The 22,353-nt window shown below is 40.8% G+C and carries 17 protein-coding genes and 2 tRNA genes; 9 read left to right on the forward strand and 10 right to left on the reverse strand.

All coding sequences use genetic code 11. From position 1 onward, the window contains the following. The 5 genes from HW120_RS05190 to polA form a co-directional block, all read right to left on the reverse strand. Nucleotides 1–1,386 carry a B12-binding domain-containing radical SAM protein gene (locus HW120_RS05190; protein WP_177731550.1) on the reverse strand — a complete coding sequence of 462 codons (1,386 nt, stop codon included), beginning with the start codon at nt 1,384–1,386 and terminating at the stop codon, nt 1–3. After that, nucleotides 1,383–2,165, reverse strand: coding sequence for a class I SAM-dependent methyltransferase (locus HW120_RS05195; protein WP_177731553.1), 783 nt, complete (start codon nt 2,163–2,165; stop codon nt 1,383–1,385). The genes HW120_RS05190 and HW120_RS05195 overlap by 4 nt, the downstream gene beginning before the upstream one ends. Then, nucleotides 2,162–3,619, reverse strand: a complete 1,458-nt coding sequence (locus HW120_RS05200; RefSeq protein ID WP_177731556.1) for a B12-binding domain-containing radical SAM protein — start codon at nt 3,617–3,619, stop codon at nt 2,162–2,164. Before HW120_RS05200 ends, HW120_RS05195 begins: the two co-directional genes overlap by 4 nt. Then, on the reverse strand, nt 3,612–4,517 hold the full coding sequence (locus tag HW120_RS05205; protein ID WP_177731559.1) for a nucleotidyltransferase domain-containing protein: 906 nt from the start codon (nt 4,515–4,517) through the stop codon (nt 3,612–3,614). The genes HW120_RS05200 and HW120_RS05205 overlap by 8 nt, the downstream gene beginning before the upstream one ends. A gap of 124 nt (nt 4,518–4,641) precedes the next feature. Beyond that, nucleotides 4,642–7,500 (reverse strand): DNA polymerase I, encoded by a 2,859-nt coding sequence (polA, locus tag HW120_RS05210; protein WP_177731562.1) that lies wholly within the window; start codon nt 7,498–7,500, stop codon nt 4,642–4,644. A 133-nt stretch (nt 7,501–7,633) separates the two neighbouring features. On the opposite strand from polA, the gene HW120_RS05215 reads away from it, so the two are divergent. From HW120_RS05215 to HW120_RS05225, 3 genes are all read left to right on the forward strand, one after another. Then, a complete protein-coding gene (locus HW120_RS05215; protein WP_177731565.1) occupies nt 7,634–8,308 on the forward strand; it encodes a response regulator transcription factor in 675 nt (224 codons plus the stop codon). 7 nt (nt 8,309–8,315) lie between these two features. After that, nucleotides 8,316–9,650 carry a sensor histidine kinase gene (locus HW120_RS05220; protein WP_177731568.1) on the forward strand — a complete coding sequence of 445 codons (1,335 nt, stop codon included), beginning with the start codon at nt 8,316–8,318 and terminating at the stop codon, nt 9,648–9,650. Between the two features lie 98 nt (nt 9,651–9,748). Then, nucleotides 9,749–9,940: a hypothetical protein gene (locus HW120_RS05225; protein WP_177731572.1), complete on the forward strand. Its 192-nt coding sequence runs from the start codon at nt 9,749–9,751 to the stop codon at nt 9,938–9,940. Between the two features lie 76 nt (nt 9,941–10,016). Here HW120_RS05225 and HW120_RS05230 read toward each other — a convergent pair whose 3' ends face one another. After that, nucleotides 10,017–12,611: an FG-GAP-like repeat-containing protein gene (locus tag HW120_RS05230; protein WP_177731575.1), complete on the reverse strand. Its 2,595-nt coding sequence runs from the start codon at nt 12,609–12,611 to the stop codon at nt 10,017–10,019. A gap of 252 nt (nt 12,612–12,863) precedes the next feature. Then, a complete protein-coding gene (locus HW120_RS05235) occupies nt 12,864–13,391 on the reverse strand; it encodes a hypothetical protein (RefSeq protein ID WP_177731578.1) in 528 nt (175 codons plus the stop codon). Nucleotides 13,392–13,588: 197 nt separating this feature from the next. Here HW120_RS05235 and HW120_RS05240 point away from each other — a divergent pair, with 197 nt between their 5' ends. Continuing rightward, complete coding sequence (locus tag HW120_RS05240) at nt 13,589–14,824, forward strand: metallophosphoesterase (RefSeq protein WP_177731581.1); 1,236 nt, start codon at nt 13,589–13,591, stop codon at nt 14,822–14,824. A gap of 74 nt (nt 14,825–14,898) precedes the next feature. Further along, a complete protein-coding gene (locus HW120_RS05245; protein ID WP_177731584.1) occupies nt 14,899–15,195 on the forward strand; it encodes a thioredoxin family protein in 297 nt (98 codons plus the stop codon). On the opposite strand, the gene HW120_RS05250 is transcribed toward HW120_RS05245, so the two are convergent. Together HW120_RS05250 and HW120_RS05255 are read right to left on the reverse strand one after the other, a co-directional pair. Then, nucleotides 15,192–15,833: a polysaccharide deacetylase family protein gene (locus HW120_RS05250; protein WP_177731588.1), complete on the reverse strand. Its 642-nt coding sequence runs from the start codon at nt 15,831–15,833 to the stop codon at nt 15,192–15,194. The genes HW120_RS05245 and HW120_RS05250 overlap by 4 nt on opposite strands. A gap of 60 nt (nt 15,834–15,893) precedes the next feature. Continuing rightward, the gene (locus HW120_RS05255) at nt 15,894–19,097 is read right to left on the reverse strand and encodes a glycosyltransferase family 117 protein (RefSeq protein WP_177731591.1); all 3,204 of its coding nucleotides are present in this window, start codon (nt 19,095–19,097) and stop codon (nt 15,894–15,896) included. A 164-nt stretch (nt 19,098–19,261) separates the two neighbouring features. On the opposite strand from HW120_RS05255, the gene HW120_RS05260 reads away from it, so the two are divergent. Both HW120_RS05260 and HW120_RS05265 read left to right on the forward strand, forming a co-directional pair. Then, nucleotides 19,262–19,332: transfer RNA gene (locus HW120_RS05260), tRNA-Gln, on the forward strand. A gap of 159 nt (nt 19,333–19,491) precedes the next feature. Further along, nucleotides 19,492–19,562 (forward strand) — tRNA-Gln (locus HW120_RS05265). A 48-nt stretch (nt 19,563–19,610) separates the two neighbouring features. On the opposite strand, the gene HW120_RS05270 is transcribed toward HW120_RS05265, so the two are convergent. Continuing rightward, nucleotides 19,611–20,435: a universal stress protein gene (locus tag HW120_RS05270; RefSeq protein ID WP_177731594.1), complete on the reverse strand. Its 825-nt coding sequence runs from the start codon at nt 20,433–20,435 to the stop codon at nt 19,611–19,613. Between the two features lie 182 nt (nt 20,436–20,617). Here HW120_RS05270 and rimP point away from each other — a divergent pair, with 182 nt between their 5' ends. Both rimP and nusA read left to right on the forward strand, forming a co-directional pair. Next, the gene (gene rimP, locus HW120_RS05275; RefSeq protein WP_177731597.1) at nt 20,618–21,082 is read left to right on the forward strand and encodes a ribosome assembly cofactor RimP; all 465 of its coding nucleotides are present in this window, start codon (nt 20,618–20,620) and stop codon (nt 21,080–21,082) included. A 13-nt stretch (nt 21,083–21,095) separates the two neighbouring features. Further along, nucleotides 21,096–22,340 carry a transcription termination factor NusA gene (nusA, locus tag HW120_RS05280; RefSeq protein WP_177731600.1) on the forward strand — a complete coding sequence of 415 codons (1,245 nt, stop codon included), beginning with the start codon at nt 21,096–21,098 and terminating at the stop codon, nt 22,338–22,340. Nucleotides 22,341–22,353 lie beyond the last annotated feature (13 nt).

Consider the following 22,353-nt stretch of genomic DNA (forward strand, 5'->3'; position numbering starts at 1 on the left):
CTATTTGCTAATCATCATTAGTCCTCCGGCCAAAAGGGATTTTACCTTCAGCTTTAAAATCTTAACGGGATTCCTGTTTTCCTTTTTAATGAGCTCGCGGTAAAATTCGACTTCGTTAACCACTTTGCTCACGGCATAATCATAGAATTTCCGGGAATAGGTTCTTTTAAAATCAATTTGCCGGTCGGTTGAGGTTTCCCAGTCCGGTTTGATGGTAATGTTGCTTTCGATCTCGTCATAAAGGGATGTCCCTTTAATCGGGTAGGCCACCGTTATGGTATATTCTGTCGGGTTGGCTTCTTTTAAATATTGAATGGTTTTGTAAATATCGGTTTTGTCTTCACCCGGATAGCCCACCATAATAAACGTTCCGGTTTCGATACCCAGTGCATTTGTTTTCTGTATGGCTTCTTTTACGACGTTAACATCAACACGGCGGTCCATCAGGTCGATTATTTTCTGCGAACCGCTTTCGGCGCCAATCCAGATCCGGTAGCAGCCGGCTTCTTTCAAGAGGGTCAATATCGCATCGTTGAGCCTTTCGGCACGGGTGATGCATTCAAAAGGAATAACCGCCTTTTGGGCAATGACCTCATCGTGAAACTCCGTCAGCCATTTGTGGCTCACGGTAAATACATCGTCTACAAACCAGATGCTGTCCGGATTGTATTTTTCTTTTAACAGCAGCATTTCTGCCGCAACCTGCTGTGCAGGCCTTCTGCGGTAGCTTTGCCCGTAAACGGCCGTACTGCACCATTTGCAGGTGTAAGGGCAGCCTCTCTGGGTGGAAATGGTCATCGAGCTTTTGCCGTGATTTGTTTTCCAGGTTTCTAAATATTTTTCAATAGGAACGGCTTCGCGGTTGGGTATCGGCAATTCGTTAAGCTCTTTGAACTTTGTCCGGGCTTTGGTTTTAACCACGACATTGTTTTCCAGATAGGCAATGCCGTCAATACCGGAATAACCGGTGTTGTCCATGATCGCATTGTAGAGCTGGTATGCGGTTTCTTCTCCTTCGCCAATGATCAGGAAATGAGCCCCGGTATTCAGGTAGTTCTCACAGTTATAGGTAATGTCCGGACCGCCCAGTATGATTTTCGGGAATCCGTAGCGGGAATCGGTAAGCAAGATCCGGATCAACTGAATGACTTCAATTTTGGTCATCAGATTGGTATAGATCGCAATGACCTTCGGCTGCATTCCGGCAATAAAGCGAAGCTGTTCTGTTTGGGTATAGAAAGTGCTGTCGTACACTTTGTTGTCGATGCCGCGTTCTAACAAATAGGCAGAAATATAGAGCAGCCCTAACGGCGGATAGGGCTTCATTATTTTCTGTTCTTTCGGGTCATCGGTAAGATAGTACCCATGTGTCAGCAGAATACTCATCGCTTTTGTAATGCTATAAAATAATGGTCGGCATAACGGGCGGTAAAGCTGAGGTTCTTTGCCTTGTTTTCCAGATAGTTCAGTAAGGCGGTTGTTTTGGGCTTACCGCTTATGAATGTTTCCAGATAAGAAGGCGGAACAAACAACCCAACCGGTTTTACCGTGGTTATGGTAAAATGTTCTTCCGACAGTTTTTTAATATCGTTTGGATTATAATAATAGGTGGCAATCTTTTCTCCGTCCACATTGGCAAGAACCTTTTCCTGCTTTCTGCGGAAAATATTGCCGGATTGTCCTTTTAAAAGAAAATAGCCTTGCTCCCAAAGGGTGTTTTTGGGCATGATCACCAGAAGCAGGCTTCCGTTTCGGGGCAATAAGGATGCTGCATTAGCAAAGAAATTCTTTAATTCTCCGGGCGACAAACAGTTTAAACCGCCAAAATCGGAAAAGATACAATCAAATTGTGCCGAAGGGAAAACCGCCGGCAGCGCATTAATGTCGGCCTGGCGGAAAGTGATATTCTCAGCCTGCTTTTTTTGTTGGGCAACCTGTATCATTTTTTCCGAAATATCGGTAGCCGTAACCCGGTAACCTTGCCCGGCAAGCCAGAACGCATCTTCACCGGTACCGCAGTTTATTTCCAGAACAGACCGGACAGATTGGTTGTTTAAGCAATTGCTGAGGTGACCGTAAACATAACTGCGCTGTAATTTGCCAATGACCGTATTGGTAAACGTTACATCATAGGTAGATGCGGCTATGTCGAATGTTGCCTTCATGATTTTGCCAATGCTTTTATCCGGTAACGATCAATATAGGTACTGGGAATATAATACCCTAATTTTAATATGGATTTGAGCTGTGTCCGGTTTACGGAATCGTTAAATATATTTTTCAGAAAACTGATGCCCTGGCTGATGCGGTATTCCTTATGCACCAGGCGTTGCAGTTTCCGGTAATATTCGGAGGAGTAGGTGCCGTGAAACATCATGTCCAGATCATCAGAATCGGACCAGTTGGATTTGAGTTTCAGGTCTTCTTTAACCTTGTCGTAAAATTTGGTTCCCGGAAGCGGGTAGGATACCGAAATGCCAATATTGTCCGGCAGCAGTTCCTTAACCATCGCAATGGTTTTTTGAATGTCCTCCTGGTTTTCGGTCAGGTAGCCAAACTGGAGAAAGAACGCCACGCTCACTTTTTTGCTTTTGAGCAATCGGGTCGCTTCATATATCTGGGCTACCGTAGTTCCTTTGTCCATCGCATCCAGGATTTTCTGGGAAGCGCTTTCGGCACCTACCCATACTTCTTCCAGACCGGATTTTGCCAGGACAGAAATCGTATCTTCTTTTAATAATAAATCCACCCGGCTCTGTATGTAGTAGCGGATGGTGATTTTCTGCCTGTCCAGTTCTTTTCCGAATTCCTGTACCCAATTGGGTTTTAATCCGAAAATGTCATCACACATCCAGAATCGGGAAACCCCGAACTGTTCTTTTAAATAAGCGATCTGCCGCACGATATATTCCGGCGAATGGGCATTGTAGCGATTGCCGTAAATTGGCTTGGCGCACCAGTTGCATTTATACGGACAGCCTCTGGTGGTGGCAATATTCAGGGTAAAAGGATATTTGCTTTTTTGCCAGATGGCTTTATAGTCAGGAATATTTACCAGGTCCCATGCCGGCTGCGGCAATTCGTCCAGGTGCTGAATAACTGTTCTTTTGGGGTTTATACGGGTGTGCTGCGTGTCGGGGTCTTTAAAAATAATCCCGCTCAGACTGGCAGCCGTTTGTTTGCTGTCTAAAGCTTTTATAAGCTCCAGCAGGCTGTATTCGCCTTCACCCTGTAGAATATAATCGGCGCCTTTTTCCAGGTATTTTTCATAATGATCCGTCGAATCGGAACTGCAGACAATCACAATGGCGTGATGTTGTTTCCCGATGGCGATCATTTCAAAACAGGCTTCTCTCATTTTAGTGAGGCACATTTTGGTCAGGTAATTAAAACCGTCGTCATAAATAACCAGGTAATCGGGCTGAAACTGTTGTAATTTGGGAATGACAGACAGCGGACTGTCTAATAAATTGGTGTCGAACAAGTCAACCTTATAGCCGTTCTGTCGCATTAACGAAGCTGCATAAAGCGTTCCCAAAGGCGGAAAAGGCGTTTTGTTTTTCCATTGCTTCGGATCCAGCCTGTAATAATAAGAATGCGAAAAAAGGATGTCAGACATGTTCTTTGGTTAATTGGATATTGTGTGCGGTATATAATTCTTCGTATTTCCGGTTTAAAGCGTCAATGACTCTTTTCTGAAAATTGGAAGGATGGTGTTTGGACACTCTTTTTGATGATTTGAAAGCGATGGAAAATTCGGAAGCCAGTTTTTTCTCGAATTTCACTTTCCAAAATGAAAAAGTAGTGGTAAAGGTCATTTTCTCTACTTTCTTTCCAAAGGAACCGGAAAGCAGGTTTTCAACGGCGCGGACAATTCGTTTTTTAACAACGGGTTTTATTTCTGCGTCTTTTTTCTGATGGTTTGGAAAATAGTCGGTTACCCAGCGGTTTTGTTCAAAAAAAGCAGTCAGCATTTCTTTTCCGTGTAACGGTACTAAAGTAGCAATTTCGGTGGCTGTAAACCTGTTTTTTTCTTCTATTTCAAGATTGTCGGCTGTAATGAAGTAATTCATACAGAAATATTTCCTGGAATTGAACAGGAATAATTTTTTATAGGCTACCAGGAAAGTCCGGCAGGTCCAGAGGTGTTCCGGTTTAACGATTATAAAATAGTCGATATCACTTTTGCTGTCAAAATATCCTTTTGAAAGCGATCCGGAAATGGCAACGGCTTCTACAAAAGGAAACCACGAACTGATAAAATGGGCTTTTTTTTGTGCGGTTCCCAGTGCTTTGACGGCATTCCGGTTACCTGTTTCGCGTCTTTTAATGTGTTCGGAAGTCAGGTTGATATGGTAGTAGGAATCGGTTTTGGTGATGATTCCGCTTGCTAAAGCCTGTTCTATTTCGCAGTCAAAATCATTTCTGTTCTCATGATCGGAGAAAGAATAGATTTCCTCTAATTTCAGAGGGTGATTAAAAATCGAAAAATAGAGAATAGGCTTTAATATCTTCAAAGTAAAAGATTTTGCTATTAATAATATGTTTGTTGAACCGTATTAAAATTAGCAAAATCTTTTATTAAATATTAATTTTTTGATGATATGGTATGAAATAATTGGGAAACGGAAGGAGATTGTTCTAATGGGCTTGTAGCCAGTCTTTTCCGTGACCTAATTCTACTTTCAAAGGAACTTCCAGTATAAAAGCGTTCTCCATTTCGTGTTTGATCATTGGCTGAATTTTCTCCAATTCACTGTTGTGCACGTCAAAAACAAGCTCATCGTGTACCTGCAGCAGCATTTTACTTTTCCAGTTTTCGGCAATCAGGCGTTTGTGAATATTGATCATCGCTATCTTGATAATATCGGCAGCACTACCCTGAATAGGGGCGTTAACGGCATTTCGTTCGGCGGCACCTCTCACAACGGCATTCGCAGAGTTGATGTCTTTTAAATAACGGCGTCTGCCCAAAACGGTTTGTACATAACCGTGATTTCTGGCAAATTCCATTTGTTCCTGGATATAGGCTTTCAGTCTTGGATAGGTCTGGTAATAGGTGTCAATAAGTTCCTTACTTTCGGAACGGCTCAGAGAGGTCTGATTGCTCAAACCAAAAGCAGATACACCATATATGATCCCGAAGTTAACGGTTTTGGCATGGCTACGCTGTTCGCGGGTTACTTCTTCCAGAGGCACGTTGAATACTTTTGCAGCTGTGGAAGCGTGAATGTCTTCTCCGTTCCGGAACGAATTGATCATGTTTTGTTCTCCGCTTAAGGCCGCGATAATGCGCAGTTCTATCTGAGAGTAATCGGCAGAAACCAGTGTGTAGTTTTCATCTCTTGCTACAAAAGCTTTCCGGATCTGACGGCCTCTTTCGGTACGGATCGGAATGTTTTGCAGGTTCGGATTGTTCGAACTCAATCGGCCGGTTGCGGCAACCGTTTGCATATAATCGGTATGCACCCGCTGGGTTACTTTGTCTACCTGGTTCGGTAACGCATCAATATAGGTGTTCTGAAGTTTAACCAATTGGCGCCAGTCCAGAATGTTTTTGACAATTTCATGTTCGTTGGCAAGGTAGCTCAGCACTTCCTCACCGGTTGCATATTGTCCGGTTTTGGTTTTCTTTTGTTTGGCTCCGCCAATCTTTAATTTATCGAAAAGGATATCTCCTAATTGTTTCGGAGAAGCCAGGTTGAATTTCTCCCCGGCAGTTTCATAGATTTGCTGTTCAAAAACTTTAATATCGTTATCCAGTTCTTTCGATAGCGATTTCAGAAAATCAACATCCAGACGGATTCCTTCGCGTTCCATAGCTGCCAGAACGGTAACCAATGGGATTTCAATGTCGTCAAACAGTTTTTTAGTACCTGTTTTATCCAGCTGTTCCGAGAATAGTTCTTTTAGCTGTAACGTAATATCGGCATCTTCCACAGCATATTCCTTAACATCTTCCAGTTCCACATCGCGCATGGATTTTTGATTTTTCCCTTTTTTACCAATCAGGGTTTCAATGGATTTCGGCGAATATTTTAAATAGGTTTCCGCCAGTACGTCCATGTTGTGGCGCATATCCGGATTGATCAGGTAATGGGCAATCATGGTGTCAAAAAGTTTTCCTTTTACAACCACATCATAATTGGACAATACTTTTAAATCGTATTTCAGGTTTTGCCCTATTTTGGTAATGTTTTCGTTTTCAAAGAACGGCAGCAGTTTTTCAAGCAGTGCTTTTGCTTCGTCCTGGTTTTCCGGAAACGGTACATAAAATCCTTTTCCTTTTTCGAAAGAAAAGGCAATTCCAACCAGTTCGGCATGTAAGGCATCGAGGCCTGTTGTTTCGGTATCAAAACATACTTCCGATTGCTGTAGCAGGTTTTGCAGCATTAGTTTAATGCCCAGGTCGCCTTGTACAATCTGGTAATTATGACTGGTGTTTTCTAATGTATTGTAGTAACTGTTGTGTGCCGCAGCGGCTGTTTCGGCCGGAGCCGCTTCACCAAATAATGAGAACTGGTCTTCGTTTTTAGCCGATTTCCGAGTGGTTTTGGAAACAGTCGATGCCGAAGGTTCTAAATTATTGGTATTGATTTCGTCAAATTCCGATCCGTCGGCAAACAGTTTGTCGAACTGTTCTTTCATTCTCCGGAATTCCAGTTCCTGGAATATGGCTTCCGTTTTTTCAACATCCGGACGGGACAGTTCAAAGTCTTTTTCATCAAAAGTTACCGGGCAGTCCAAAAGGATCGTTGCCAGTGTTTTGGACATGATCCCTTTTTCGGCATTGGCTTCGATATTCTCTTTCATTTTTCCTTTCAGCTCATGGGTATTGGCCAAGAGGTTTTCCATAGAACCGTATTCTTTCAGTAATTTTTTGGCTGTTTTTTCGCCCACTCCCGGTAGTCCCGGAATATTGTCGACAGCATCACCCATCATGCCCAGGAAGTCGATTACCTGTTCCGGTCTTTCAATTTCAAATTTTTCAAGTACCTGAGGAACACCCCAGATCTCGATATCATTCCCCATTCGTGCCGGGCGGTACATAAAAATATTTTCGGAAACCAGCTGTGCAAAATCTTTATCGGGCGTAACCATATAAACCGTATAGCCTTCTTTTTCGGCTTGTTTTGCCAGTGTTCCGATCAGATCATCAGCTTCATAGCCCGGTAATTCCATAATGGGAATATGCATGGCTCTTAAAATTTCCTGTATGTAGGGAACGGCAATTTTTATCGCTTCGGGAGTTTCATCACGATTGGCTTTATATTCCGGAAACATCTGGTTTCTGAAATCACTTCCGCCTTTGTCAAAAGCAACAGCCAGATAACCCGGTTTTTCTCTTTTAATAACATCCATCAGGGAATTCATGAATCCCATAACAGCTGAAGTGTCTAATCCTTTGGAGTTTATGCGGGGATTTTTGATAAAAGCATAATAGCCGCGAAAGATTAATGCATAAGCATCAAGAAGAAAAAGGCGTTTTTGTTGTGACATGATAATGATATTTGAATGTAAAAATAAGGAATCCAATATTTATAGGATTCAATACCCCGGAAATTTTATTGGCAATCGCATTTATTATGGGGATTATTCTGTAATTTTAATAGATTTTAATGCTATTATCCGTATGAATATTATTGTTGTGGAAGACCATCAGGAATTAGCCGGGGAGCTTATGCGTTTCCTGACCGATAGCGGCTATATCTGTACGGTAAAAAAGAACTGCAAAGCGGCACTCGATGAAATTGACAGAAACGAATATGATGTGATGTTGCTGGATTTAGGACTGCCGGACGGCGACGGTCTGGATTTGCTAAAAACCATCCGGAAGAATAAATCGAAGATGGGCATTATTGTAATCACTGCCAGAGGAGAACTGGATGACCGGATCAATGGTTTTCATCTGGGAGCAGACGATTACCTGACCAAACCGTTTGCATTGACGGAATTGAGCGCCCGTTTGTTTGCCGTGATCCGCCGGATACACGGTTTTACAATGAATGAACTGCCGATTCACGGTTTCCGGATTCAGTTGCAGGATTATAAAGTCCGGCACGGGGAACAGTCGATTAGCTTAACAAAAAAGGAATTTGACGTTTTTCAGTACCTGGTGCTCAACAAAAACAGGGTGGTTACCCGTTTGCAGCTCACAGAGCATATCTGGGGCGATATACTGGAAATCAATTCCGATTCCAATTTTATAGACGTGCATGTCCGAAACCTGAGGAAAAAACTGGAAAAACACGAAAAGCTGGATTGGTTTGAAACGGTCCGGAATGTAGGATATCGCATTAACGAATGAACAGCCGATGAAATTTAAACATCAGATCGCGACCTTTAGTATTCTCACCAGAATTACACTTATTGTAGTGTTGTGGTTTGCCTTGCCGATACTGGTTGAAAAAGTGGTTTTCCGGCATATCACGACCAGCTTAACGGAGAAAAAGCAGAAGTTTATCAAGAACCTTAATAATGAGGAGATCAATGATTTTTTGTCGAACAATACAATGGACGATACCTATGCCAGTTTTTCCAACCTGCACAGCGAGTTTTTGCAGCTGTCCCGTATTCCCGACAGTGTAAAGGTGGAACCGAAAACGGTTTTTATAACGGCACCCAGAATTATTGAAAAGGAAAAGAACGAATACCGCATACTGCAGTATTTTTTTAAATATGAAGGCAAATCATATCTGCTGGAAATAGGGAATAACCTGGCTCAGGTAAAGGATCTGTATTTTGTGATCCGTTCTTTTACCGTAGCCGTACTGATAGGTCTGGTCTTGCTGACCTTTTTGTTTGAGGCTTTTTTTATTGATTACCTGTTACGGCCGTTTTACCGTATTATCGACAGAAAAATCAGGTATATTGATAATCCGGAAGCGTTTAATTATGAAATGATTCCGTCACATTCCGATGATTTTAAAGAACTGGATACGGCCTTGAATCAGATGATGGGCAGAATGCAGGATGTTATTAATAAAGAGAAACAGTTTATTGCGAATGTGTCGCACGAATTGCTAACGCCGATCGCGATCCTGAGAAGCCGGTTTGAAAACCTGCTGGTAAACGAATCGATTAACGATGAAGGACTCGACAAAATAGTCAGTTCGCTTCGGACTTTGGATACCTTAAAAAAGATTATCAATAATCTGTTGCTGATTTCCAGGATTGAGAACAATCAGTTTCAGGCCGATGAAACGATCGCGTTGCAGGAATTGCTGAAAGAATTGCTTTTGGAACTGGAGGACCGGATCAGGGACCGGAACATTACCGTTATAAATACAATGAGTACGTCCTATTCATTCCAGGGGAATAAAACACTTATTCATATCTTACTGTTCAATATACTGGTGAATGCTATAAAGTATAATAAAGAAGGCGGAAAGATAATTCTTTCGGATGCTTTTGAATCCGGGATATACCGGTTTTCGGTTTCCGATACCGGCTGCGGAATTGATCCGGAACAGGTTTCGAAGCTTTTTAATCGTTTTGCCCGGATGAATTTAAAAGTGGAAGGACAAGGACTTGGGCTGGCTATTGCGCATACGATAGCGCATTTTCATCATATTGAGATTGCGGTAACCTCAGAGCCGGATAGCGGCAGTGTTTTTTCACTGCTTTTCCATTTACCGGCAAAAAGCTAAATAAAAGTTAATTTTTCCGGGAAGGATAAATCTTCATTTTAGCTTCATTTTCGCGATATAACTTTGACTCATAAATTAATCATTAAAACTTTTATATCATGAAAAAATTAATGCTAGTTGCTGTATTACTAGGATCTGCAGCAATGACTTTCGCTCAAACTGAACCAGCAAAAACAGTTAAAACACACAAACACGCTAAAACCGAAATGAAAGCTGAAGCTAAAAAAGAAGAGGCTAAAAAAACGGATGCTAAAGCAGAGAATTCAAAAATGAAATCAGAGAAAAAATAATTGTTTTTCTCGCTATAAAATATCAAGAGGCTGATTGTACAATCAGCCTCTTTTATTTGAGGTGTTTTCTTTCACCTTATTGTTTTACTACTTTCTGGGAGTAGGTTTCACCGTTTTCACCATCTATTTTCAGGATGTATATTCCTGCTGCCAGACTGGAAAGATCGATTGATTTCGATTTCGCAACGATGATCTGCTGTCCAAGCTGGTTGAATATTTTTACAGTGATATCCGTTTGTTCCGTATCGATATTTACGATTGTATTTGTCGGATTCGGATAAACCGTGAAACGGGCTTTAGCGGTTTCGTGCAGGCCTAAATTAGTACCTTGTTTGAAACATCTCACTGCCGATCCCTGACCACGTGGTCCTCCGGCAGACGGGTTGATTATCGCACTGCTGAAATAGAAGTATTTCGCTCCGATACTGCTTGTGGTACTGCTCCAGTAATAACCTCTTTGTCCTTTATAGTTAGCATTTCCGCTGGTATCTCTGTTTCCGCCTACGGTTAGTTTTAAATTACTGTCATACGCTTTTCCGGGTGATGTAATCACTTCTTTCACGGCAATTTCTTCCCATTCTGTTTGTGTTGGCAATCGCCATCCGTTACCTAATGCTTTACAAGGGTCACAACCTTTTGTGCTGGTTGCTGCTGCCGGTGTTGCGGCAGTCCATTCGTCCGTCAAAATGTTACCGTTCCACCATGCCGGTCCGGATGTAAAGAAGTTCGGGTTTCCGGTTCCGATTCCTGAAGGATTGTTTGCTGCCGGCGATAAAACCGTTGAAGAAGTTCTCAATTGGTGTCCATCGTCCCAACGTCCCCATTGGAATAAATCTCCAAAAGAGTTTTCATCGGTAGAGGAAGTTGCTACAGCAGGCGTTCCTAAGTTTTGCTGTAGCCAGATGTTTCTGTCGGCACCTCTAACGGTAGTATAGGTAACCGTATTGCCCTGGTAAGTAAACGTTATGCAGCCTAATGATCCTACCGGTTCTGCCGGTTCCTGGCAAACCACAGCGCTTTCAATGGCAATACTGTAATCTTCTGTTTGCCCGGCTCTTAATGTGGTGTCACAAGGATCGTTAATGGTGTTTGGCGCAGCTGGATTGCTCAAAGCCGCTACATTCGTATTCTTGATAATTCTCATTTTCGTAGTTCCGGTTGCGGCATTCGCCGGAATAGCAATATTGGCCGTTAGGGTATTGGCATTTGCCGGATTTGCCGGAGCAAGCTGGCCAATATAGAAACCTTCGCCGGCATCATTAAAGTTGCCGTTCTGGTTGAAATCGATATATACCATTACATCGCTCGGGAAAGAACTGGATGGTCCTTTTACTGCGATAGGATAGGTTTGTCCTTTGATAACCGGTGTGCTGATGTTGGTAAAATCTTCATATACCGGTGTTGTTCCCGATTGGAAAGGAGAAGTATTGTTAATCGTACCGAATGTAACATTGGTAATCATATTACTGTCGGCATTGTATTGGAATACCGGAGTACAGTCCTGAACGGAATTGTTGGTGTACAGGATCGATTTTGCCAGATCATTGTCTTCATACCCCATGATAAACAAATCGGTATCGCCGTCATTGTCATAGTCAAAGCATAAAGCGCGGGACATGGTTAAAGGATTCAGCGGAGCAGCGTTTGTAACATCCTGGCTGAATGTTCCGTCGCCGTTGTTTTTGTATAAAGCCAGTTTGTTGTCTCCGTCAGCATTGGAACCCATGGTAAAGATGTCCAGAAGACCGTCGTTGTTGTAGTCAATAAAGCGGGAGCTGCCGTAATAAGTTCCTAAGAAAGAGGAGCCAATTGGTGCAAAATGTGCGGCTCCGTCGTTTAAATATGCGTGAAGTATCGGTTCGAACGTGTCGCTCATTCCGGATAATAAGATATCTAAATGACCGTCGCCGTTAATGTCTGCGGTATCAATTGAAGAGAAATAAACCGAGTTTAAACTGCTGTTATGGCTGGTAAACTGACCATTTCCCTGATTGATGTATAGTTTTGTTTCCGGTACATAGGCTGTGCTGTATCCGGTTACCAATATGTCTGGTAATCCGTCTGAATTAGCATCGAATATTTTGGTTGCGCTAAAGTTTGTTCCTAATAAATTGATGTTTGACGGTTCGAAAACACCGGTATTTCCGGTCTGGAAGTACACTTTGGTAACACTGTCTGTATCGTTGATACCGTTCACCAGTATGTCCATGTGACCATCCTGATTCAGGTCGGCTAATCCGATAGAACCGTAATTGGTAGGAACTATGGAAGGTATTGCTACTTTGCTGAATGTGTTGTTACCGTTGCCATAGTAAATTTCAAAAACCTGGGTTTCGTTAATAGACTCGGTACCGGTAATGGCAAAGTCAAGGTGTCCGTCGTTATTGATATCGCCAACAGCCACTGCAGAATACATTATTGGCGTAAAATTGTTTGCCGTATTCATTACAAATCCGTCAGGACCCAATTCGTATAAGGCTGTAAAGCTGTCATAACCGGGTAAGGCACCCGTTACCAGCATTTCTTTTTTACCGTCACCGTTAAAGTCGGCTGCCACGCAGTCACCATAAAATACTCCGGTAAACACAGCACTGTTTTGCGTTAATAACTGTGCTTTACAATCCAGCTGGGAAAGGAAAACAACAGTAAAGAGTAAGTATATTTTCTTCATAAATCATTTAATTAAGTCTTTGCAAATTTATTTATTTAGATTAAATAAAAATAACAGAAGCCGTTTTTTAGTTTTTTGTGATAATATTGGAAATATATTTTTGGGATGCGGAATTATTTAACGGTTAGATTGTATTCTGAATAAAATTATAGGTTAATATTTTTGGTTTGGTTGGATTGGGCAGGAACGGATTGTATAAAAAAACCAGAGCATTTTGCTCTGGTTGTATCGTTTGTATTGAAAAGTGTGTGCTTAGAAGGAAAGCTGAATGCCCAATCCGTTGCCATTGGCAATAATAGCAGAAGATTCGATAAAACCCTGGTTTTGATTTTTTAGGTCTGTATTCATCATATCCACGGCTTTTTTTACTTTTTTGGTATAGCCTATTTTTATCGGGATGGCCACAATTATGGCGGCCAGACCAATGGCGGCTACTGTGAACTTTTGTTTTTCTTTTTCAACGGTAGTGACTTGCCCGGCACCAAAATTATGCTGGGTCACTTTAGAATCGCTGTCGGTGGTAAGATTGTACAAAAGGTTTCCGGCAATCATTCCGGATCCGGCAGCAATCAGGATGTTTCCGAATGTTTTTTTATTTCTTCCGGCATTATACAGTTTTAATGCTTCTGCATTGGTCTGCATCAGGCTGCGGACTTCACTTGTGGTCAGGCGCTGGTTGCCGGCATTGAAAACACGTCCTCTGGACTGTGCGGTCAATACTTCTTGCGAATAGGCTGAAGTCAGGCTAAAAGCAAAAAGTAAAAATAGGATTTTTCTCATTTTGTAAGGTTTGCGGCAAAAATAATCATTTTGGCTTATGCTGATTAATCAGTTTGATTTTTGTTAAAACAAAATGTATATTGATAGTCTCTTTGCGGGTATTTTGATAAGTCCGGAGTAATGACAGGGTATAGTTAAAATATTGCTAATATAAAACCAAGAGTAAGGGCATTCTTTGTTACTTTGTTTATTAATTTATGATGATGCGTTTAGTTTTTATAGGGATAATTTTACTACTGGTTGAGCTGTATGCTTTCCAGGCATTTAAAACAATTACAAAAGAGCGATGGATACTGATTGCTTATCAGGTGATAAGCCTGCTGATTTTTGTGTATCTGATTTACTCCTTCAGCCAGTTTGATAAAAGAACAGGGCAGAACAGACAGACGCTCTTTACGATGGGACTGCTTTTGATAACGCTTTTACCCAAACTGCTGATCGCGATCATATTATTAGGAGAAGATATTTTCCGTATGTTCGCCACCGTGATCAACTACTTCACTCAGGTTGACAATATAAAAGAAGCCATTCCGGAAAGAAGAAAGTTTGTAAGCCAGGTTGCCATTATGGTAGCGCTGATTCCTTTCAGCTCTTTGCTGTATGGTATGACGAAAGGGAAATACAATTTCAAGGTGATCCGTCAGACGATATTTTTCCCGGATCTTCCGGATAGTTTTGACGGGACTACGATCACGCAAATTTCGGATGTGCACAGCGGCAGTTTTGATAATCCTGAAAAAATCAGTTATGCGATCGATCTGATAAACGAGCAGCAATCGGATATTGTCCTGTTTACCGGGGATATTGTGAATACACATGCCGAAGAAATGCATCCGTGGATTGAGACTTTCCGGAAAATTAAAACACCGGCATTAGGGAAATATTCCGTTTTGGGGAACCATGATTACGGGGAATATGTTGACTGGCCTTCGCAAAAAGCCAAAGATGAAAATTTCAAGGCGATTAAGGATTTACACCGTCAAATTGATTTCAGGCTGTTGCTTAATGAAAATGTAAAAATCAAAAAAGGTTCCGATGAAATAGCGCTTGTTGGTGTTGAAAACTGGGGTGTAAAGTTCAAACAGGCGGGCGATTTAAACAAAGCTTCGGAAGGATTGGTAAAAGAGGACTTTAAAATTCTGATGAGCCATGATCCGTCGCATTGGGATGCCGAGGTGAAACAGCACGACAAGCATTTCCATTTAACGCTGAGCGGACACACGCACGGTTTGCAGTTCGGAATTGAAATTCCGGGTATAATTAAATGGAGTCCAATTGAATACGTTTACAAACAATGGGCCGGATTGTATGAAGAGGTTGGTAAATATGTTTATGTGAACCGCGGATTCGGATTCCACGCCTATCCGGGACGGGTTGGCATCTGGCCGGAAATAACGGTTATCGAACTAAAAAAAGGCGAAAAAGTAGCGTAATTCGTTAAAAATGCTACATTTGTATAGATAATAGATTGTAAAAGTATCTTTAAAGTATATTAAACTTGTAAGCTATGTCAAAATTTGGAGAACTTATCAATGCACAAGTACCAGTGCTGATTGATTTTTATACGGACTGGAACGAACCTTCTGTTTCGATGCATCCGGTTATCAGAGATGTTGCGGCCGCTTTGGGTGATAAAGCCAAAGTGATTAAAATTGATATCGATAAAAACCAGGAACTGGCAGAAGCGCTACGTATTAAAGGACTACCGACTTTAATGATTTATAAAGACGGACAGATGGTATGGAGACAATCCGGAGAGCTGGATGCCAATACGATCATTGCGCTGGTTCAGGAGCAATACTAATTTAATACACCAAATTCAAATCCTTTTTCTTTTAAAAGCTGTATGGCTTTTGGCAGCGTATGTTCGAGGTTTTTAAAAGCCTTTACGCTATCGTGAAATACGACTATACTTCCCGGTGTCGTGTTTTTAACTACATTTTCAAGACATTGTTCCGGTGTAATGGTCTTGTCAAAGTCCATGCTGATCACATCCCACATGATTATTTTGTAGCCTGATTTTCGCAATTGGCGCGATTGTAACGGCTTTATTTTGCCATAAGGCGGTCTGAACAGGCAGGAGGCTGTTTTGCTGCCGGAATGCTTTAGTATGGCTTTACGGCAGGCTTCCGTGTTTTCAATATATTCCGACTGTTTTGTTTGCCATCCTTTCAGGTGGTTGTAGGTATGGTTACCAATCGTGTGCCCGTGAGCGATGAGCTTCCTGAAAATATCAGGATGTTTATCGATGTTGTTGCCAATGCAAAAAAAGGTGGCCTTGATGTGGTGTTCCTGTAAAACGGCTAAAACCCATTCCGTTATTTCGGGAGTAGGTCCGTCGTCGAAAGTAAGGTATATCCTGTTCTTTGTATTCGGGACATCCCAAACCTGATTAAAGAAAATGGCTTTTATAAAGCGGTTCGTTTTTATCCAGAAACTCATTGTAATGACGGTATAAAAGCAATATGCCAATGAATCTCATTGGCATATTGTATCGGGTTGTTATTCCATGTCTCTTGCGAAACGTTCAAACATTTTGTTATAACTGTTGAATTTGACTTTGTTGGTTTCGTAAAACGGTTTGTCATATTGTTTCATGATGTCCAGAAGCGCACGGTATCTTTCGATGTCGGTAACGATGTCTACATACATATCGTTTTGTTCGGCACTCTTTAATCCTTTATAGTAACGGATGTTTTCCTGGTATTTCCCGGCTAACCTGGTTAAGATCGCACGGGCTTTATTCACTTCTCCGATTTCATAATACCCGGAAGCGAAAGGTTCTACGAACGTATAGAATCCGAATTCGTCAATCGGCATTTTAGCCATTGCTAAATCGATAATATTTTTCGCTTTATCCTTTTTGCCTTCTGCGATTAACTTCTCTGTTAAACGGGCTAAATTCGTGCGGTAGGAAATACTGTTTTTACGGGTTTCAGGATCGTGGTAGATTTTCGGATCACCACTGTTGCCCCAATCCCATGACATTACAATTTTGTACATTTTTTCCGTATCGATATTACCCATATCCAGCGGACTTCCGTTTTTCGGTATCGGTGTTTTTACCGGAACCAGTTTGTACACCATTCCATCCAGCTGCAGGTAATCTTTCATCCAGATATAATCGTCGTCACCAAAACTACCGCCTGTAAAATAGATAGGGCGTTTCCAGTTGTTGTTGTAAACCAGATCCAGCATCATTAAACGGTTAATGTATAAAGCACTGCCTTCGATATCCACATCAATTGCCGAAACAATAGAATCGTTTAACTGTGGCGCTACCACTTTGTTTTTAATAACGGTTTCCTTGTTAACCGGAATACTGATTTTATTGGTAGGGTAGAAGTGGATCTTTTGTCCGCTTCTTGGAATTGTAAACAGCGTTCGCTCATCGTCACTCTTAATAAAGTCAATGAACTGTTTGATGTCGATGCGTTCTTTTGTTAATTCCTGGAAGAACATATAATCGCGTTTTCCTTTTACATATTGGTCGTGTGTGAACGAAATAGGCAGCGGATCGGAATTATATGCTTTCGATTTCATCTGGTCGATGTACCAGTCTTGTGTGAAAAGCTGGGTGTTTACGATCCTCACATCTGTTCGGTAGCCTTCGATTTCCTGAGCATACCAAAGCGGGAAGGTATCGTTGTCACCAATGGTGAATAAAATCGCATTCGGTTCGCAGGAATCCAGGTAGGCTTTAGCCATTGCTACAGCCGTATAACGGTTCGAACGGTCGTGATCGTCCCAGTTTTCTTTGGCCATTAAAACCGGAGCCGCCAGTAAACAGGCAGTTATCACAACCGGTCCTGCAATTTTTGGCTGTAAATAATTTTTGATTCCGTCGTATATCGCATAAACCCCGAATCCTAACCACATGGCAAAGATGTAGAAAGAGCCTACCAGCGCATAATCTCTTTCACGCGGTTCAAACGGTCTTTCGTTCAGGAATACTTTTAGTGCTAAACTGGTGAATAAGAATAAAACCAGTAATACATAGAAGCTTTTAAGATCTTTTTTGGCATGGAAAATCATACCGATAACGGCTAAGATAAAAGGAAGGAAATAATAGGTATTTCTTGCCTTGTTGTTTAATACATCTGCAGGAAGATTGTCCTGAGAGCCTAAACGGATTTCGTCTATAAACTTGATACCGCTCAGCCAGTTTCCGTTTTGGGTGTCATATTTACCCTGGATGTCGTTTTGACGACCGGTAAAGTTCCACATTAAGTAACGCCAGTACATATAACCAAACTGGTATTCGAACATGAATTTCATGTTGTCAACAAAGGACGGTTTTTCGATGATAAGGTATTCGCCGTAAGATTTTAAGAATTTATCATATTCTTCAATCCCTAATTTCCCGGAACTGTAAGCGTTACGGAACTCGGCTACGACCTGTACCAGTTCGTCTTCATGGGAATATTCCGGGTTGATGGTGAATTTTACAGGCTGTGTAAAAGTCATGTAGTTCACCGCATTGTCCGGACTCCACATTCTTGGCAGGAAGCCTTTCTGGGTGTCGCTGGTATTTTGTCGGGCATTAACATAGTTGTTTACAATTTTGTAGGTGCCGGTTTTATAATCTCTTTCGTAGTTTGGTTTTTCGTCTTCATACGGTTTGTCTTCGTCCAGTCCTACATAGGCTTCGGTAAACAATGGGCCGTAGAATGTTTTTTGTTCTCCGTACTGCTCACGGTTGTAATAGGCTAAAACCTCTGCAGCATCCGAAGGTCTGTTTTCGTTAATAACCACATTGGCATTGGCACGAATGGGCAGCATTAACCAGGTAGAGAATCCGATTAAAACGAATAATACACAAAGTAATAAGGTATTGTAAAGCGGTTTTTCCTTCTTTTTTGTATAACGCAATCCGAAATAGAAGAAAAGAACGATTAAGATGACTGCGAAAATGGTTCCGGAGTTAAACGGCAATCCTAAAGAATTTACCATGAAAATCTCCATTTTTCCGAAGAAAGCCAGTGTGTACGGTAACAGGAACTTAAAGACAAAGAATAAGATTACCACAATTACCACATTGGCAATGATGAAGTTCTTTATGGTAACGGTTTTGTAATTTTTAAAATAATACAGTAATCCTAAAGACGGAATGGTTAATAAAGCCATGAAGTGGACACCAAAAGAAAGTCCGATCATTAGCGAAATCAATAAAAGCCATCTGTTTCCTCTCGGGCTGTGCATGTCTTCTTCCCATCGCAAGCCAAGCCAGAACAATACTGCAATGAACAGTGATGCCATGGCGTAAACCTCTGCTTCGGCAGCACTAAACCAGAAACTGTCTGAAAAGGTAAAGGCAAGGGAACCGACAAAAGCACTTCCTAAAACAACGATTGCATTGTTTTTGTCAAACTCGGTAAAGCCGGAAACAATTTTCTTTAAAAGGATGGTCATTGACCAAAACATGAATAAAATAGTGAAAGCACTCGAAAAAACAGACATCATGTTCACCATTAAAGCGACCTTTTGAGGGCTTGTTGCGAACATCGCGAAGAAAGCACCGATCATTTGAAATAACGGAGCTCCCGGCGGGTGACCTACTTCCAGTTTTGCAGAAGTAGCAATGTATTCACCGCAATCCCAGAAACTTAACGAGGGTTCAACGGTTAGCGAATAAGTAATTAAGGCAATTGCAAATGTTGACCATCCTAAGATCGTGTTCCATTTTTTAAAGTTAAATGTTACCATATATACTTGTCTATTTTTTCGGATTAATTTCTTTTACAAAGAAACTATTTTTTTGGAGAAAGAAAGCTGAAAATGTTTTTTTAATATTTTTTTATCAAAAATTTGGATTGTAAAAAAAATGTCCTACATTTGCACCCGGAAATCAGTAATGATGCCGGTTTTAGTGGCCTATGGTGTAATGGTAACACAGCTGATTTTGGTTCAGTCGTTCTAGGTTCGAGTCCTAGTAGGCCAACAAATAACCTCTCAATTTTGAGAGGTTATTTTGTTTTAAGGGGTGTGGGATTTGTGTGTTTTTGAAAGTGGATTTTCCGGGTTAAATTTTCCGGCTTTGTTTGGAGAATAAAAAAAATATTTTACATTTGCCCCTCTGAAAAAATCAATACTGATTTAGTGGCCTATGGTGTAATGGTAACACAGCTGATTTTGGTTCAGTCGTTCTAGGTTCGAGTCCTAGTAGGCCAACAAAAAAACCTCTCCGATCGGAGAGGTTTTTCTTTTAGGTATCTTTTGTTATATTTTGAAAGTTACTACCGGGCGTTTCGCGTGGTTTACCAGGTCTTCACTGATACTTCCGTTAAAGAAGTGGGAAATTCCTTTTCTTCCGTGTGTGCTGATTCCGATTAAGTCGGCATCAATGTTTTTGGCGAAGTGTAAAACACCTTTTTCAACGTTTACATCATTATAAATGTGTGTGCTGTAGTTGTTAATGCTGAAAGGAGTGATGAAATCAGCCATCATTTTTTCGGCAACAGCTGTAGATTTAAAGTTGTTTGGCGTGTTGACCATCAGTAGATGTATTTTAGCATTGAACTGATTGGCAAACTCCACTACTTTTTCGAACGGTTTTTTAACCTCGTCTGTAAAGTCGGAAGCGAAAACAAATTTGTCTACATTAAAATTGTCAGATTCTTTTTTGATTACCAGTACCGGAACTTCTGAATGACGTACCACTTTTTCGGTATTGGAACCAATGAACATTTCTTTGAAACCGCTGGCGCCATGAGAACCCATAACGATTAAGTCGATTTCGTTTTTATTGCTGATGTCCAGAACACCGTCAAAAGCTCTTTCCAGTTTGGTGATCTGTGTTACATTTATTCCGGATAAAATGGAAGAATTTGCGATTTCGTCTAGTCTTTCTTCTGCTTTCTTTTTGAAGAACATGATTTCAGGGATTTCGTGGCCGCTGCCAATAGCATCGCTTCCTTCATGTGGTAGTTCAAGCATGTGAAGTAAAACAATTTCTCCGTCGTTTTTTCTTGCAATTTGAGCGGCAACTTTTAGGGCGTATTCTGCATGATCGGAAAAATCAGTTGGTACTAAAATCTTTTTCATAATAAATAATTTGTAGTGATTTGCTGTGGTTTATTTGTTAAAATCTGTTTTATAAAGGTAGGAATTTAAATTACAATACACAATTGATTTTCAATATTTAAAAAATAACACTATATTTGCGCCGTTATTTATTAATGAACTAAATAATGAGGGGGCAATAAGTCCCCTCTTTTTATACTAATATGGCATTTAAAGAAAAAGTTAGCGCGTTGCTGAATGAGGGGTTGTCGCAGAAACCGTCTCTTTTTTTAATTGATTTGGCAATAACCGATTCTTATAAAATTATTGTAACTTTAGACGGTGATAACGGTGTTAGTCTTCAGGACTGTATTGATATTAGCCGTGCTATAGAGCATAATTTGGATCGCGAAGAACAGGATTTTTCATTGGAAGTAGCTTCTGCGGGAGCAACCAGTCCGTTGAAATTGCCAAGACAGTTCAGAAAGAATATCGGCAGAACGCTGAAAGTAACTACGGCTACCGAGAAAATCGAAGCCGCATTGACAGCAGCAACAGATGCGTTTATTGTTTTGGAATGGACAGCAAGAGAGCCAAAACAAATCGGGAAAGGTAAAGAAACAGTTCACAAAAAGGTAGAAATTCCTTATTCAGATATCAAGGAAGCAATTGTTATAATAACATTTTAAATAAAGAGTTTGCATGGAAAATATTGCATTAATCGAATCGTTTTCAGAGTTTAAAGACGATAAACTAATCGACAGAGTTACCTTAATGGCAATTTTAGAAGATGTGTTTAGAAATGCATTGAAAAAGAAATATGGTTCAGATGATAACTTCGATATTATTATAAATCCGGATAAAGGAGATATGGAAATATGGAGAAATCGTATTGTAGTTGCTGATGGAGAGGTGGAAGATTCAAATTCTGAAATTTCGTTATCGGAAGCGCGAAAAATTGAGCCTGATTTTGAGGTGGGAGAGGAAGTTTCTGAAGAAGTGAAATTAATTCAATTAGGAAGAAGAGCTATTTTAGCATTGCGTCAAAATCTGATTTCTAAAATTCATGAGCACGATAATACAAATCTTTACAAGCAATTTAAAGATTTAATCGGAGATATTTATACAGCAGAAGTACATCACGTGCGTCCAAAAGCAGTTATTTTGGTGGACGATGAAGGAAATGAAATTGTATTGCCAAAAGAAAAACAAATCCCTTCCGATTTCTTCCGTAAAGGAGATAACGTTAGAGGAATTATTGAGAATGTGGAGTTGAAAGGGAACAAGCCGCAAATCATTATGTCCAGAACTTCAGAGAAATTCCTGGAAAAATTATTTGAGCAGGAAATTCCGGAAGTTTTTGACGGTTTGATCACGGTTAAAAAAGTTGTGAGAATCCCGGGTGAAAAAGCGAAAGTTGCCGTAGATTCGTATGATGACAGAATTGATCCGGTTGGTGCCTGTGTGGGGATGAAAGGTTCCCGTATTCACGGTATCGTTCGTGAGCTTGGAAATGAAAATATTGATGTTATCAACTATACAACCAATACACAATTGTATATAACCAGAGCGCTTAGCCCGGCTAAAGTTTCTTCGGTTAAAATTGATGAAGAAGGTAAATCTGCAGAAGTGTTCTTGAAACTGGAAGAAGTTTCAAAAGCTATCGGACGTGGAGGACATAATATAAAACTGGCAGGATTACTAACAGGATATGAGCTGGATGTAATTCGTGAAGGTAATATTGCAGAGGAAGAGGACGATGTTGAATTAACAGAATTCTCAGATGAAATTGAAGGATGGGTAATCGAGGAGTTTGCTAAAATTGGATTGGATACTGCGAGAAGCATATTGAATCAGGATGTTGCCGATTTAGTGAGAAGAACTGACCTTGAAGAGGAAACAATTTTAGAAGTTATCAGAATTCTGAGAGAAGAGTTCGAAGAATAACCTAAGTATTACA

It is taken from the genome of Flavobacterium inviolabile (assembly GCF_013389455.1).
Taxonomy (GTDB): Bacteria; Bacteroidota; Bacteroidia; order Flavobacteriales; family Flavobacteriaceae; genus Flavobacterium; species Flavobacterium inviolabile.